Here is a 15028-nt window from a genome sequence, read left to right on the forward strand (position 1 = left end):
GCGCGACTCACTCATAACGTAGCGCCTCTGCAGGCTGGGTGCGCGCCGCACGCCAGGCCGGGTACAGGGTGGCGAAGAAACTCAGGACCAGCGCCGCTCCACAGACCATGTACACGTCTTGTGCCTGGATCTGCGACGGCAGGTAATCGATGAAATACACGTCGGCGTTGAGGAACTTGTGCCCGATCAGTGTCTCGATGCCGGCAATTGCGGCACTGACATTCAGCGCCGCAAGAATGCCGACCACCGCGCCGATCAGGGTACCGATCACCCCGATCACCGTGCCCTGCACCATGAAGATGAGCATGATCTGCCCGGGCGTGGCGCCCAGGGTGCGCAAGATCGCGATGTCGCCACGCTTGTCGTTGACCACCATCACCAGGGTGGAAATGATGTTGAACGCCGCCACCGCCACGATCAGCAGCAACAACAGACCGATCATGGCCTTTTCCATGCGGATTGCCTGGTACAGGTTGCCGTGGGTACGGGTCCAGTCACGGCTGTAGTACTCCTGGTCACCCAACTGCTGGGCGATGCTCCAGGCCACTCGCGGGGCCTGGAACAGGTCGTCGAACTTCAGGCGCAGGCCCTGCACCTGGTCGGGTTTCCAGCGGTGCAGGCGGGACAGGTCGCTGATGTTGGTCAGCCCCAGGTAGCCGTCGATCTCGCCTGCACCCACGTGGAAGGTACCGACCACGGTGAAGCGCTTCATGCGCGGGAACATGCCGGCCGGCGTCACGCTGACCTCGGGGGCGACGAAGGTGAGCTTGTCACCAATGGCCACGCCCAGCTTGGCCGCCGCCTTGTCGCCGATCATGATCCCCCACTCGCCCGGCGCCAGCTGGTCCAGGCGGCCCTGCAGAATGAAGTTGTCGATGATCGACACCTCGCGTTCGCGGGCCGGGTCGATGCCGTTGAGCAGTACTTTCTGCACCTTGCCGTCATGGGTCAGCAGGCCCTGCATCTGGGTGAACGGCGCAACCGCCAGCACCTGCGGATTCTGCTTTACTTGTTGGGCAAGGGCCTGCCAGTCGCCAATGGGCTGGCCGCTCTCCAGCGTGGCATGGGGGATCATGCCCAGCACGCGAGTACGCATCTCGTGGTCGAAGCCGTTCATGACCGACAGCACCACGATCATCACCACCACGCCCAGGGCGAGGCCGATCATCGAGGTCAGGGAAATGAACGAGACGAAATGATTGCGTCGTTTGGCACGGGTATAACGCGTGCCGATAAATGCGAAAAGAGGTCTGAACATGTCGGGGCTTGTTCGGATGAAAGGGAACGTCCTTGTGGCGAGGCGCCTACGGCGGCTTTACACTCGGACCACCGCCGCCACCTTGGGTTCGCCATGACGACATTAGACGAAGAAGATCGCCGCGAATACTACCGCATCGAAGATCGGATCGCACTTCAAATAAGCCCCCTCAGCGCGGCCGAAGCCCTTGAGCCAGATGTATTGCAAGATGATTCCCCGCTGTTCAACCTGCTCAGCGAGCTGCACCTGTCCGACTTCGAGTCGCAGCACCTGCTGCGCCAGCTCAGCGACAAGGACCGTACCCTCGCGGCCTTCCTGCGTGCGCAGAACAAACGCCTCGACCTGCTCAGCACAGTCGTTGCGCAATCGCTGCTCGGCGAAGTGGGCAAGCCCCAGCCGGTGATCATCTCCGAAGGCGGCATCGAGTTTGCCCAGCCCACGCAAATCGCCCCGGACACCCGGGTAAAAGTGAAAATGGTGCTGATGCCGCGCGCCCATGGCCTGCTGCTGCGCGGTAAGGTCACCCATTGCGACCCGCGCCCGGACGGCGGCTACGAGGTTGGCACCGAGTTCATCGACATGACCGACGCCCAACGGCAACTGCTGGCCCGCTACATTCTGCAGCGTCAGCAACAGCAACGGCGTCAGCAGCTGGAACAGAACGACCCCTCCTCTTGAGCCCATATTTCTCTGATTTGAAGGAACGAACGTGACCCTGATCTACGGCCATCGCGGCGCCAAGGGCGAAGCACCCGAGAACACCCTGAAGAGCTTCCAGCAATGCCTGGCCCACGGCGTGACGCGCTGCGAGCTGGACCTGCACCTGTCATCCGACAACGAGCTGATGGTGATCCACGACCCCACCCTCAAGCGCACCACTGGCCGGCGCGGCAAAGTGGTCGAGCACCCGGCCGCCGAGCTGGTGAAGATCGACGCACGCAAAGGCGGGCCGGGCCATGTACAGCCCTGCCCGATCCCGAAACTGGAAGAACTGTTCGAGAAATGCCCGTTCGAACACTGGCAGCTGGAAGTGAAAAGCGCTTCGCGCACCCGCGCCGCCACCACGGTGCTGGCGATTCGCGAACTGGCCCAGCAGTACGGCTTGCTGGACAAGGTGACGATCACCTCCAGCTCACGCGAAGTACTGGGTGCCGCCCTGGAGCTGGTGCCGGACGTGAAACGCGGGCTGGTAGCCGAATACGCCTGGCTCGACCCGCTGAAAGTGGCGCAGAACTACGGCTGCGACCTTCTGGCCCTGAACTGGACGCTGTGCACCCCCGAGCGCCTGCTGAAAGCGCAGGGCCAGGGTTTGCACGTGTCGGTGTGGACGGTCAACGAGCCGGCACTGATGCGCCGGCTTGCTGACTTTGGCGTGGACAGCCTGATTACAGACTTTCCCGGTTTGGCCAAGACCACCCTCGGGCAGGGTTGAAATCGGCCTCTCCGACCGGCTCAGGCCACCGGTCGGAGCCGCTCAAAAAAGCCGGTTCAGGCCGTCGTAGGCAGCTACCCGATAGGCTTCAGCCATGGTCGGGTAGTTGAACGTGGTATTGACGAAGTACTTCAGGTTGTTCTGCTCACCCGGCTGGTTCATGACCGCCTGCCCGATGTGAACGATCTCCGACGCCTGATAGCCAAAGCAGTGCACGCCCAGCACTTCCAGCGTCTCGCGATGGAACAGGATCTTCAGCATGCCTTGGGGCTCGCCGGCGATCTGCGCACGCGCCATGCTCTTGAAGAAGGCCTTGCCCACTTCGTATGGCACCTTGGCCTGGGTCAGCTCCTGCTCGTTCTTGCCGATCGAGCTGATTTCCGGAATGGTGTAGATGCCAGTGGGCACGTCGTTGACGAAGCGCCAGCTGCCATTGTCGACGATGCTGCCAGCAGCCGAGCGGCCCTGGTCGTGGGCGGCACTGGCCAGGCTCGGCCAGCCGATCACGTCACCGGCACCGTAGATGTTCGGCACGCTGGTGCGGTAGGCCTCGTCAACTTCGATCTGGCCACGGCTGTTCACCTTGATGCCGATGTTTTCCAGGCCCAGCTTGTCGGTGTTGCCGGTACGGCCGTTGCACCACAGCAAGGCGTCGGCCTTGATCTTCTTGCCCGACTTCAGGTGCAGGATCACCCCATTGTCCAGGCCTTCGACGCGCTCATACTCTTCGTTGTGGCGCACGGTGATGTTGTTGTTGCTGAAGTGGTAGCTCAGCGCCTGGGAAATTTCCGAATCGAGGAAGCTCAGCAGCTGGCCACGGTTATCGACCAGCTCCACCAGCACACCCAGGCCGCTGAAGATCGACGCGTATTCGCAACCGATCACACCGGCGCCGTACACGATGAGCTTGCGCGGGGTGTGGCTGAGGCTGAGGATGGTGTCGCTGTCGTAGACCCGCGGGTGGTGGAAGTCGATGTCGGCCGGGCGGTACGGGCGCGAGCCGGTAGCGATGATGATGTGCTTGGCGTTGAGTTTTTCGACCACGCCATTCGGGCACACGACTTCTACAGTCTGCTCGTCGGCGAAGCTGCCGGTGCCGAAGAACAGGTCAACGCGGTTCCGGGCGTAGTAGCCGGTGCGCGAAGCCACTTGCTTGGCGATGACCTTCTCGGCGCTTTTCAGCACGTCCGGGAACGAGAACCAGCGCGGCTCACCGATGGCGCGGAACATCGGGTTGGTGTTGAACTGCATGATCTGCCGCACCGAGTGACGCAGTGCCTTGGACGGGATGGTGCCCAGATGGGTGCAGTTGCCCCCGACCTGGCGACGGCTATCGACCATCGCCACCTTGCGCCCTGCTTTGGCGGCGTTCATTGCCGCGCCTTCACCGGCCGGGCCGGAACCCAGCACCACTACGTCGTAGTTGTAGACAGCCATGCGTACTCCTTCAGAACTGGCCCGCAAGCCACGGTCGCTCGCGGGGCGCGATCATGCCGCCGGGGCGTCATGAGAAAATTCGGGTGCAGTCTAATCAAGCGTGAACGCCGCGCACATTAACCCTTGGTCGCGTCGTAGGCCAATTTCGCCCGCACTACATATGCTTTACCCATTCCCTGGCGGCAATCATCCCTGCTTGTGCTTTCACTCGCCTTTCACCGCCCGTTCGAACGCAGGCGTAGCTCGGGAGACGAAGCCACCCTCTGCCCGAGTCACCAAAACTGCGGCCAGGCCATGCGCCAAGGCAAAATCCCAGCCACGCTCGGGGCCCAGGATCAGCAGCAGCGTCGAGTAGCCGTCGGCCTGCAGTGCCGAGGCATCAAGCACGGTGACGGCAGCAAGGTCGTGGTCGACCGGGCGCCCGAGGCGGGCATCGAAGGTGTGCGAATAGCGCCGGCCATTCTCCTCGAAATAATGCCGATAGTCACCCGAGGTTGATACTGAAAGGCCATTGACCGGGATGATCTGGCGAGCGATCTGGCGGTCTTCGCGCGGCAGCTCCAGGGCAATGCGCCAAGCGCTGCCATCGGGCTTGCGGCCAACCGCTTTCAGCTCGCCGGTGGCTTCGGCGACAAAACTGGCCACGCCCATGGCCTGCAGCCGGGCGGCGATCAGGTCGACCGCGTGGCCGGCGGCGACACTGTTGAAGTCGAGCTGCACCGGGGCATCCTTGCACAGAGCCTGGCCTTCGGTGTGCAAATGCCGATAGCCCACGCGCTGCCGAACCTGGGCCAAGGCCTGCGCGTCGGGCACCTGCTCGTGGCGGGCCTGGGGGCCAAAGCCCCACAGGTCGAGCAACGGCTCGACGGTAAGATCGTAAGCACCGTCGCTTTGTTCGGCCAGGTGCAGGCCGAAGTTGACCAGCTCGAGCATGTTGGGCGGCAGGGCCAGGCACTGGTTGGCAGGCAACTGGTTGAATTGGCTGACGATAGAATCGCCGCGGTAGGTCGAATAGTGCCGGTCGATTTCATCAAGGATGGTTTCGACCGCTGCCTGCACCTGGGCCGGCGCCGGGCCACCGGGTTCACGGACATACTGAATGCTGTAGCTACTGCCCATGGTCGGCCCACCCAGGCGCTCCAGGGTGGGGCCTTGATTGCAGGCGGTGAGCAGCAGGAGGAGGAACAGTATGGCTGTGCGCAAGGTTCGGTTCCTGGGTGCTTGGCTTGGGCTTTGTGGTATGGCGCATATCGAGCGCCGCACGGGCGGCGCTCGATCTCATAGGCACCACACACCCCACGGCAAGCAAAAAAAAACGGAAACCCGAAGGTTCCCGTTTTTTTATTGCCTTACAAGCGAATCAGCGTGGAAACGCTGGCGGGTTCACACCAGCCATGTCTTCCATCACGCGAACCACCTGGCAGCTGTAACCGAACTCGTTGTCGTACCAGACGTACAGAACAACGCGGTTGTCGTTGGCGATGGTCGCTTCAGCGTCAACCACACCGGCATGGCGCGAGCCGACGAAGTCGGTCGAAACCACTTCCTGGGAAGCGACGTAGTCGATCTGCTTGTGCAGCTCCGAGTGCATCGCGGTCTGGCGCAGGTACTCGTTGATCTCGTCGCGAGTAGTGGCCTTTTCCAGGTTCAGGTTGAGGATGGCCATCGATACATTCGGCGTCGGTACGCGAATGGCGTTACCGGTCAGCTTGCCCTTCAGCACTGGCAGTGCCTTGGCGGCAGCGGTAGCGGCGCCGGTTTCGGTGATGACCATGTTCAGCGGTGCGGCACGGCCACGGCGGCTGCCCTTGTGGAAGTTGTCGATCAGGTTCTGGTCGTTGGTGAACGAGTGAACGGTTTCGACGTGGCCGTTGACGATGCCGTACTGGTCGTTGATGGCCTTGAGCACCGGCACGATGGCGTTGGTGGTGCAGGAAGCCGCCGAGATGATCTTGTCATCGGCAGCGATGTCGCCGTGGTTGATACCGTGCACGATGTTCTTCAGCGCGCCCTTGCCAGGTGCGGTGAGGATCACGCGGGCAGCGCCCGGGCAGGCCAGGTGCTGGCCCAGGCCGTCGGCATCACGCCATACGCCGGTGTTGTCGACGATCAGCGCGTTTTCGATACCGTACTGGGTGTAGTCGACTTCGCTCGGGCTCTTGGCGTAGATAACCTGGATCAGGTTGCCGTTGGCGGTGATGGTGTTGTTGGCTTCGTCGATGGTGATGGTGCCATCGAATGGACCGTGTACCGAGTCACGACGCAGCAGGCTGGCACGCTTGACCAGGTCGTTCTCGGCGCCTTTGCGCACGACGATGGCACGCAGGCGCAGGCCGTCGCCACCACCGGTCTTCTCGATCAGGATGCGCGCCAGCAGGCGGCCGATGCGGCCAAAGCCGTACAACACGACGTCGGTGCCTTTGCGCGCCGAAGCGTTCTGCTGGCCAACCACTTCGGCCAGTTCTTCACGGACGAACTGCTCGGCAGTGCGGCCATTGCCTTCCTGCTTGAACTTGTTGGCCAGCTTGCCCAGGTCGACCGAAGCGGCGCCCAGTTTCAGCTCGCTCATGGCCTTGAGCAGGGGGAATGTCTCGTGGACGGACAGCTCGGTTTCGTCGGTTTGACGGTGACGCGCAAAGCGGTGCGCCTTGAGGATCGAGATAACCGAACGGTTGATCAGGCTGCGGCCATAGATCGAGCTCACCACATTGTTGTTGCGGTAGAGCTGACCGATAAGCGGGATCATCGCTTCAGCCAGGGCTTCACGATCAATCCACTCACCAAGACACTGGTCGGGCTTCTGAGTCACGGGAACCTTCCACATGTAGGGACAGAAAAAAGGGGCTACATTATGACGCCCCAGCGCGGAACCGGCAATGAGCGCCTGTCGCGGCGACGCAAGCCAGCGTTCATGCCCTATCGAGCCTGACAGCCGGCACCGTCACCGGTACAATCGGTCTCTTTGCCGCAACGCTTGGAGTGCAATCTCCCGTGTCAGTTCTGCGCCTACCGCAAATGTCGGCCACGGCCGGCAAACAAACCTGGGGCAACCTGCCCGGTGCCGCCCTTAGCCTGGCCATCGCCGAGGCCGCCAGCAGCGCTGGCCGCTTCACCCTGTTGCTGACAGCCGACAGCCAGGCCGCCGATCGCCTGGAACAGGAGCTGCGCTTCTTTGCTCCGGACCTGCCCGTGCTGCCGTTCCCGGATTGGGAAACCCTGCCCTACGACCTGTTCTCGCCGCACCAGGACATCATCTCCCAGCGCATCGCCAGCCTGTATCGCCTGCCGGAACTGAGCCACGGCATCCTCGTGGTACCCGTCACCACCGCCCTGCACCGCCTGGCACCCACGCGTTTCTTGCTGGGCAGCAGCCTGGTGCTGGATGTGGGCCAGACCATCGACGTGGAGCAGATGCGCACGCGCCTGGAGGCCAGCGGCTACCGTTGCGTCGATACCGTCTACGAGCACGGTGAATTCGCCGTGCGCGGCGCACTGATCGACCTGTTCCCGATGGGCAGCAAGCTGCCCTACCGCATCGACCTGTTCGATGACGAAATCGAGACCCTGCGCACCTTCGACCCCGAGACCCAGCGCTCGATCGACAAGGTCGACTCCGTGCGCCTGCTGCCGGCGCGCGAGTTCCCGATGCAGAAAGAGGAGGTCACCCGCTTCAAGGCGCGCTTCCGCGAGCGGTTCGACGTCGACTTCCGCCGCAGCGCGATCTTCCAGGACCTGGCCAGTGGCATCATCCCCGCGGGTATCGAGTACTACCTGCCACTGTTCTTCGAAGAAACCTCGACCCTGTTCGACTACCTGCCGGCGGACACCCAGGTGTTCTCGCTGCCCGGTGTGGAGCAAGCCGCCGAGCACTTCTGGAACGACGTGCGCGGGCGCTACGAAGACCGCCGCGGCGATCTCAGCCGCCCGCTGCTGCCGCCGGCCGAGCTGTTCCTGCCGGTGGAGGACTGCTTTGCCCGGCTCAAGCAATGGCCGCGGGTAGTGGTCAGCAGCGAAGACCTAGACCCCGGCGCGGGCCGCGAGCGCTTCCCCGCCCGCGACCTGCCCAACCTGGCTATCGAAGCCAAGGCCAACCAGCCGCTGGCCGAGCTGGCCAACTTCCTCGACCAGTTCCCCGGCCGCGTGCTGTTCACGGCCGAATCGGCGGGCCGCCGCGAAGTGCTGCTGGAGCTGCTTGAACGGCTGAAACTGCGCCCGCATACCGTAGACGGTTGGTACGACTTCGTTACCGGCAGCGAGCGCCTGGCAATCACCATCGCCCCATTGGACGAAGGCCTGCTGCTGGACGACCCAGGCCTGGCCCTGATCGCCGAAAGCCCGTTGTTCGGCCAGCGGGTGATGCAGCGCCGGCGCCGTGACAAACGTGGCGAAACTGCCAATGACGCGGTGATCAAGAACCTCACCGAACTGCGTGAAGGCGCACCGGTGGTGCACATCGACCATGGCGTAGGGCGCTACCTGGGCCTGGCCACGCTGGAAATCGACGGCCAGGCCGCCGAGTTCCTCACCCTGGAATACGCCGAGAACGCCAAGCTGTACGTGCCGGTGGCCAACCTGCACCTGATCGCCCGCTACACCGGCAGCGACGATGCCTTGGCACCGCTGCACCGACTGGGCTCGGAAGCCTGGCAGAAGGCCAAGCGCAAGGCCGCGGAACAGGTGCGCGACGTAGCGGCCGAGCTGCTCGACATCTATGCCCGCCGCGCGGCGCGCAAGGGTTACGCGTTTGCCGACCCGTCCGCCGACTACGCCACCTTCAGCGCCGGCTTCCCGTTCGAGGAAACCCCCGACCAACAAGCCGCCATCGAGGCCGTGCGTGCCGACATGCTGGCGCCCAAGCCGATGGACCGCCTGGTGTGCGGTGACGTCGGCTTCGGCAAGACCGAAGTGGCCATGCGCGCGGCGTTCATTGCCGTGCACAGCGGCCGTCAGGTCGCCGTACTGGTGCCCACGACCCTGCTTGCGCAGCAACACTACAACAGCTTCCGCGACCGCTTTGCCGACTGGCCGGTGACGGTGGAAGTGATGAGCCGATTCAAGTCAGCCAAGGAGGTGGCTGCCGCAGCGGCCGACCTGGCCGAAGGCAAGATCGACATCCTGATCGGCACCCACAAGCTGCTGCAGGACGATGTGCGCTTCAAGGACCTGGGCCTGGCCATCATCGACGAAGAGCACCGCTTCGGCGTACGCCAGAAGGAGCAATTGAAGGCCCTGCGCAGCGAGGTCGACATCCTTACCCTGACCGCCACGCCGATTCCGCGCACGCTGAACATGGCGGTAGCGGGCATGCGCGACCTGTCGATCATCGCCACACCGCCGGCACGCCGCCTGTCGGTGCGCACCTTCGTCATGGAGCAGAACAAGAGCACGGTCAAGGAGGCGCTGCTGCGCGAGCTGCTGCGCGGTGGCCAGGTGTACTACCTGCACAACGATGTGAAAACCATCGAGAAATGTGCCGCCGACCTTGCCGAGCTGGTGCCTGAGGCGCGTATCGGCATCGGCCACGGCCAGATGCGCGAGCGCGAACTGGAACAGGTGATGAGTGACTTCTACCACAAGCGCTTCAACGTGCTGGTAGCCTCGACCATCATCGAAACCGGTATCGACGTTCCCAGCGCCAACACCATCGTCATCGAGCGCGCCGACAAGTTCGGCCTGGCCCAGTTGCACCAGCTGCGCGGCCGGGTTGGCCGTAGCCACCACCAGGCCTACGCCTACCTGCTCACGCCCACCCGGCAGAAGGTCAGCGCCGACGCCGAAAAGCGCCTGGAGGCGATTGCCAACACCCAGGACCTTGGCGCCGGCTTCGTGCTGGCCACCAACGACCTGGAAATCCGCGGTGCCGGCGAGCTGCTGGGCGAAGGCCAGAGCGGGCAGATCCAGGCGGTGGGCTTCACCCTGTACATGGAAATGCTCGAACGCGCGGTCAAGGCGATCCGCAAGGGCACCCAGCCCAACCTCGAGCAGCCGCTGGGCGGTGGCCCGGAGATCAACCTGCGCCTGCCGGCGCTGATCCCCGAGGATTACCTGCCCGACGTGCATGCACGGCTGATCCTCTACAAACGCATTGCCTCGGCCGCCGACGAAGAGGGCCTGAAAGACTTGCAGGTCGAGATGATCGACCGGTTCGGCCTGCTCCCGGAGCCGACCAAGAACCTGATGCGCCTGACTTCGCTGAAACTGCACGCGGAAAAGCTCGGCATCAAGAAGGTCGATGCCGGCCCCAATGGCGGCAAGCTCGAGTTCGAGGCGGAGACCCCGGTCGACCCGCTGACCCTGATCAAGCTGATCCAGGGCCAGCCCAAGCGTTACAAGTTCGAAGGCGCGACCCAGTTCCGCTTCCTGGTGCCGATGGAACGCCCCGACGAACGATTCAATACCCTGGAGGCGCTGTTCGAGCGCCTGACCCCACAGCCTGCCTAAGGAAGATCCATGCGTGCCATCCGTTGCCTGACCCTGCTGCTGGCGCTGTTCGCCCCGGCCGCCTTCGCCGAAGGCTTGTATCAGGTAGAAATGATTCTGGTGCGGCAGAACAGCGTGCCCGCCTTCACCAGCCCGTTCGCCCCGGAAGACTGGAGCGCCGGCGCCCCGCGCCTGGAGAAGGACGCCGAACGCCGCCTTGGGCTGGAAGACGAAGTCACCCGGCTGGAGGCCACTGCCGACTACACCGTGCTGATGCACAAGGCCTGGCAGCAGCAGGTTGGCAGCGAACCCAGCCGCGTCGCCCTGGGCGAAGGCACCGAGCAGTTCGGACACTTCCCCATCGAAGGCAACCTGAGCATCGCCGAAGGCCGCTTCATAGCGGTCGAGGCCAACTTCTGGGTCAACCAGCTGGACGGTAACGGCAGCGTGCTGCAAAGCGAGCAGTTCAAGCAGAGCAACAGCAACGTCAAGGGCGGCCAGCTGACCTTCCTCGACGGCGGGCACCTGGCGGTACTGCTGAAGGTGACGCCACCGGGTACGCCGAAAATGCCAGTGATGGACCCGGAGATGATGGAGCAGTAAACGGATGACGCAAGATGCCGCCGCGCTGGTGAACACATACCCGAACTGGACCCAGTCGTTCAGCAAGGCAACCCTGCAACGCGGTGAGCACTATGCCGAGGAAGGCCGTGTCGAACTGGAGGGTATTTACCAACAGACGATTACAGCCAGTTGCCGCGGGAGCGGCGCCAACATCTACCAGCAAACCATCGACCTGCATGTAGCGGGCGGCCGCTGTCACGTGCAGGGCGAGTGCGATTGCCCTGTACGGCAGAACTGCAAGCACTGCGCCGCCGTCCTGTTCTGCATCAGCGACCCCAGCTCGGGCACTCAGGGGGCGCAGGCCACCCCAGGCAACTTGTCTGCCGAGTTGCAACACTGGCTGAGCGGCCTGGAACAGACGCCAGCCAAAGCCGGCACAGCCGACGACAAACGCGGGCGCATGGTGTGCTATCAGCTGCAACTGACCGATGATGCCGGCTGCTCGTTACTGGTTCGCAAGGGGACGCGCAGTGAAGACGGTATCCGCTTCAGCCGCGTTCAGTCACTTTACGATTTTCTCTACGAGCCACCGCGCTTCGTAACCGAAGAAGATACCCGCATTCTGCGGTTGCTTTCGGCCCTGAATCAGGGGGGCGGCCAGGACCGCGGCTACAAACTCAAGGGGTTGGAAGGTGGCGAACTGTTCCAGCGCGCCCTTGAAACCGGGCGCATGTTCTTCGATGTCGACTTACCGCCACTTCGCGAGGGCCCGGTGCGCCATGCCGAGTTTCGCTGGGTACGCCTGGAAAACGGTAATTACAGGGGCCTGTGGTACAGCGGCGAGGAAGTGCTGCGCTGCGTGATCCCTCTGCTGCCGCTGTACTACTTCGATGCGCTGACAAGCGAAGTGGGCAAGGTCGAACACAGCCTTGAACCACACGTTGCCGTGCAACTGACCATCGCTCCCGATGTCCCGGAACACCTGGTCGTACCCCTCAGCCACAAACTCAATGCCCTGAGCCACAAGGTACCGACTCCCACACCGGTGCAGGAACAATTGCTCGAGGGTGTCCAGCCAAAGGCACTGCTTGCCCTTGGCAGCCTCGAATACACCGCTTACATGCCGAAAACCGGGCGCATGCAACGGCAAATGCAACATCGCGCGGCATTGGCGTTCGATTATGACGGCCTGCAAGCCAGCGGCAGCGATGACAAGCCATTGACCCGCCTGATGGGCAGTACCAGCCAGCGCATTCGTCGCCAGCCCCAGGCTGAACACGCGCTGCGCAAGACACTGCGCGACTTCGGTTTCAAGCCCGCCACCCGGCAGAGCAAGGCCCTGCCCGACAGTGCCGGCGAGATGTTTCAACTGACTGACGACGAAGCCTGGCTGCGTTTTGCCCGCGAAGGCCTGCCGCGCCTGCGTGAGGCCGGCTGGGCTATCGACATCCATCGTGACTTCGCCTTCAACCTGCAGGAGGTGGACGACTGGTACGCGACCATCGACGAAGCCCCCGGCCATGAATGGTTCGACCTGGAGCTGGGGATCGTGGTCGATGGCCAGCGCCACAGCCTGCTGCCGATCGTGCTACAACTGCTGCGCAGCAGCCCGGAACTCCTGCGCCCCAGTGAATTGGCCCGGCGCAGTGACGACGAGCACTTGCTGATCGACCTCAACCGCGGCCGCCTGGACGCCCCTGCCCTGCGCGTAGCCCTGCCCTATGGCCGCATCAAGGCAGTCATGGGCACCCTGGGCGAACTGTACCTGCACGAAGCCACGGCCGGCCCGAGCCTGCGCATGGAGCGCGCCGATGCTGCGCGCCTGAACGAAATAGAAGGCCTGCCCCTGCACTGGGAAGGTGGCGAGCATGTGCGCGACCTGGGCCGCCGCCTGCGTGACGCCCGCGACCTGCAAGTGGCGCCACCCGGCGGGTTGCAGGCCAGCTTGCGCCCTTACCAGCAACAGGGCCTGAACTGGCTGCAGGCCCTTCGCGAGATGGGCACCGGCGGCATCCTCGGCGACGACATGGGCCTGGGCAAGACCCTGCAGGCCTTGGCCCACCTGCTGCTGGAGAAAGAGTCAGGGCGCCTCGCCACGCCGGCGCTGGCAGTGATGCCGACCAGCCTGATCCCCAACTGGCTGGACGAAGCCCAACGCTTTGCCCCCGCCCTGCGCGTGCTGGCCCTGCACGGGCCGGGGCGCAGCAAGCACTTTGCCAAGCTGCATGAATACGATCTGGTCCTGACTACCTACGCGCTGATGCCGCGCGATCTCGAACACCTGCGCGCCCACGCCTGGCACGTACTGGTCCTGGACGAAGCGCAGAACATCAAGAGCAGCACCAGCAAGGCGGCCATCGCCATCTGCGAACTGCAGGCCACCCAGCGCGTCTGCCTGACCGGCACCCCGATGGAAAACAACCTGGGCGAGCTGTGGTCGATCTTTCACTTCCTGATGCCCGGCTGGCTGGGTGACCTCAAGCGTTTCAACCAGGACTACCGCACGCCGATCGAGCGCCATGCCGACAGTGAGCGCCTGGCCCACCTGGCCAGCCGCATCCGCCCGTTCCTGTTGCGCCGCACCAAGGAACAGGTGGCCACCGAACTGCCGGCCAAGACCGAGATGGTGCACTGGGTCGAACTCAGCGACGCCCAGCGCGACACCTATGAAGCCGTGCGGGTGGCCATGGACCAGAAGGTCCGCGACGAAATCGCCCGCAATGGCGCCGCGCGCAGCCAGATCGTCATCCTCGACGCACTCCTCAAGCTGCGCCAGGTCTGCTGCGACCTGCGCCTGGTCAAGGGCGTGGAAAGCAAGGGCAACCAGGCCGACAAGGGCAAGCTCGGCGCGCTGCTGGAAATGCTTGAAGAGCTGCTTAGCGAAGGCCGCCGGGTACTGCTGTTTTCGCAGTTCACTTCGATGCTGGCATTGATCGAGCAAGAGCTGGAAAAGCGCCAGATCCGCTACAGCCTGCTGACGGGCGACACCCGCGACCGACGTACACCGGTGCAGCAGTTCCAGCAGGGTGACAGCGAGGTGTTTTTGATCAGCCTCAAGGCCGGGGGCGTAGGCCTGAACCTGACGGCAGCGGACACGGTGATCCACTACGACCCATGGTGGAACCCGGCCAGCGAAAACCAGGCTACTGACCGCGCCTACCGCATTGGCCAGGACAAGCCGGTGTTCGTGTTCAAGCTCATCACCCGGGGCACGGTGGAAGAAAAGATCCAGTTGCTGCAGCAGGAAAAGGCAGCGCTGGCGGCCAGCTTGCTGGATGGCGGCCAGGCTGGGCAGTGGCGCATGGGGGATGAAGAGATCGAGGCCTTGTTTGCGCCATTGCCAGGCAAACGCGGGCGGTAATTCAGCCTTTTGCCCTGCCTATCCTGGCCTCTTCGCGGGCGAGCCCGCTCCCACAGGTACCCCGCAAGACTGAGGCTGATGCAGTACCTGGGAAACAACTGTTTTGCTCAATTTCTAGAATCTAGCGCAATCCCCTGTGGGAGCGGGCTAGTCCCGCGAACACGGGCGAAGCCCGTGCCATCCACCGTGTTGGATGCTTCGCGGGGCAAGCCCGCTCCCACAGGCACCCCCGCAGGCTTGAGGCTGATGCAGTACCTGGGGAAACAACTGGCTTGCTCAATTTCTAGAATCTAGCGCAATCCCCTGTGGGAGCGGGCTTGTCCCGCGAACACGGGCGAAGCCCGTGCCATCCACCGTGTTGGATGCTTCGCGGGGCAAGCCCACTCCCACAGGCACCCCCGCAGCCTTGAGGCTGATGCAGTACCTGGGGAAACAACTGTTTTGCTCAATTTCTAGAATCTAGCGCAATCCCCTGTGGGAGCGGGCTTGAGGCTGATGCGGTACCTGGGGAATCAACTGGCTTGCTCAATTTCCAGAAGCTAGCGCAATCCCTGTG

General features: G+C 63.5%; 9 protein-coding genes. 5 read left to right on the forward strand and 4 right to left on the reverse strand.

All coding sequences use genetic code 11. The features are described 5' to 3' along the window. Positions 1-7: 7 nt before the first annotated feature. Entirely contained in the window at positions 8-1258 is a 1251-nt protein-coding gene (locus OO258_RS12860; protein ID WP_266030840.1) for a lipoprotein-releasing ABC transporter permease subunit, read from the reverse strand. 93 nt (positions 1259-1351) lie between these two features. On the opposite strand from OO258_RS12860, the gene OO258_RS12865 reads away from it, so the two are divergent. Beyond that, the gene (locus OO258_RS12865) at positions 1352-1936 is read left to right on the forward strand and encodes a PilZ domain-containing protein (RefSeq protein WP_266030842.1); all 585 of its coding nucleotides are present in this window, start codon (positions 1352-1354) and stop codon (positions 1934-1936) included. Positions 1937-1967: 31 nt separating this feature from the next. After that, the gene (locus OO258_RS12870; RefSeq protein WP_266030843.1) at positions 1968-2690 is read left to right on the forward strand and encodes a glycerophosphodiester phosphodiesterase; all 723 of its coding nucleotides are present in this window, start codon (positions 1968-1970) and stop codon (positions 2688-2690) included. Between the two features lie 42 nt (positions 2691-2732). On the opposite strand, the gene sthA is transcribed toward OO258_RS12870, so the two are convergent. The 3 genes from sthA to OO258_RS12885 all read right to left on the reverse strand — a co-directional run bounded on the left by sthA (position 2733) and on the right by OO258_RS12885 (position 6951). After that, entirely contained in the window at positions 2733-4127 is a 1395-nt protein-coding gene (gene sthA / locus OO258_RS12875) for a Si-specific NAD(P)(+) transhydrogenase (protein ID WP_110745786.1), read from the reverse strand. A 204-nt stretch (positions 4128-4331) separates the two neighbouring features. Next, positions 4332-5330, reverse strand: coding sequence for an FAD:protein FMN transferase (locus OO258_RS12880; protein ID WP_266030846.1), 999 nt, complete (start codon positions 5328-5330; stop codon positions 4332-4334). Positions 5331-5487: 157 nt separating this feature from the next. After that, positions 5488-6951: a glyceraldehyde-3-phosphate dehydrogenase gene (locus OO258_RS12885; RefSeq protein ID WP_201206559.1), complete on the reverse strand. Its 1464-nt coding sequence runs from the start codon at positions 6949-6951 to the stop codon at positions 5488-5490. A gap of 167 nt (positions 6952-7118) precedes the next feature. On the opposite strand from OO258_RS12885, the gene mfd reads away from it, so the two are divergent. From mfd to OO258_RS12900, 3 genes are read left to right on the forward strand one after another with little or no spacing between them, the layout of a single operon-like run. After that, entirely contained in the window at positions 7119-10568 is a 3450-nt protein-coding gene (mfd, locus tag OO258_RS12890; protein WP_266030849.1) for a transcription-repair coupling factor, read from the forward strand. 9 nt (positions 10569-10577) lie between these two features. Then, complete coding sequence (locus OO258_RS12895) at positions 10578-11150, forward strand: CsiV family protein (protein ID WP_266030851.1); 573 nt, start codon at positions 10578-10580, stop codon at positions 11148-11150. Positions 11151-11154: 4 nt separating this feature from the next. After that, positions 11155-14472, forward strand: coding sequence for a DEAD/DEAH box helicase (locus tag OO258_RS12900; protein WP_266030853.1), 3318 nt, complete (start codon positions 11155-11157; stop codon positions 14470-14472). Positions 14473-15028: the final 556 nt, after the last annotated feature.

The sequence above is a fragment of the Pseudomonas sp. DCB_BI genome (assembly GCF_026240995.1).
Classification (GTDB): Bacteria; Pseudomonadota; Gammaproteobacteria; order Pseudomonadales; family Pseudomonadaceae; genus Aquipseudomonas.

Excerpts from the sequence above, each read along its gene's own strand:
- sthA (WP_110745786.1), bottom strand. The coding sequence starts at position 4,127 with ATGGCTGTCTACAACTACGACGTAGTGGTGCTGGGTTCCGGCCCGGCC.
- OO258_RS12900 (WP_266030853.1), top strand. The coding sequence starts at position 11,155 with ATGACGCAAGATGCCGCCGCGCTGGTGAACACATACCCGAACTGGACC.
- OO258_RS12895 (WP_266030851.1), top strand. The coding sequence starts at position 10,578 with ATGCGTGCCATCCGTTGCCTGACCCTGCTGCTGGCGCTGTTCGCCCCG.
- OO258_RS12885 (WP_201206559.1), bottom strand. The coding sequence starts at position 6,951 with ATGTGGAAGGTTCCCGTGACTCAGAAGCCCGACCAGTGTCTTGGTGAG.
- OO258_RS12865 (WP_266030842.1), top strand. The coding sequence starts at position 1,352 with ATGACGACATTAGACGAAGAAGATCGCCGCGAATACTACCGCATCGAA.
- OO258_RS12860 (WP_266030840.1), bottom strand. The coding sequence starts at position 1,258 with ATGTTCAGACCTCTTTTCGCATTTATCGGCACGCGTTATACCCGTGCC.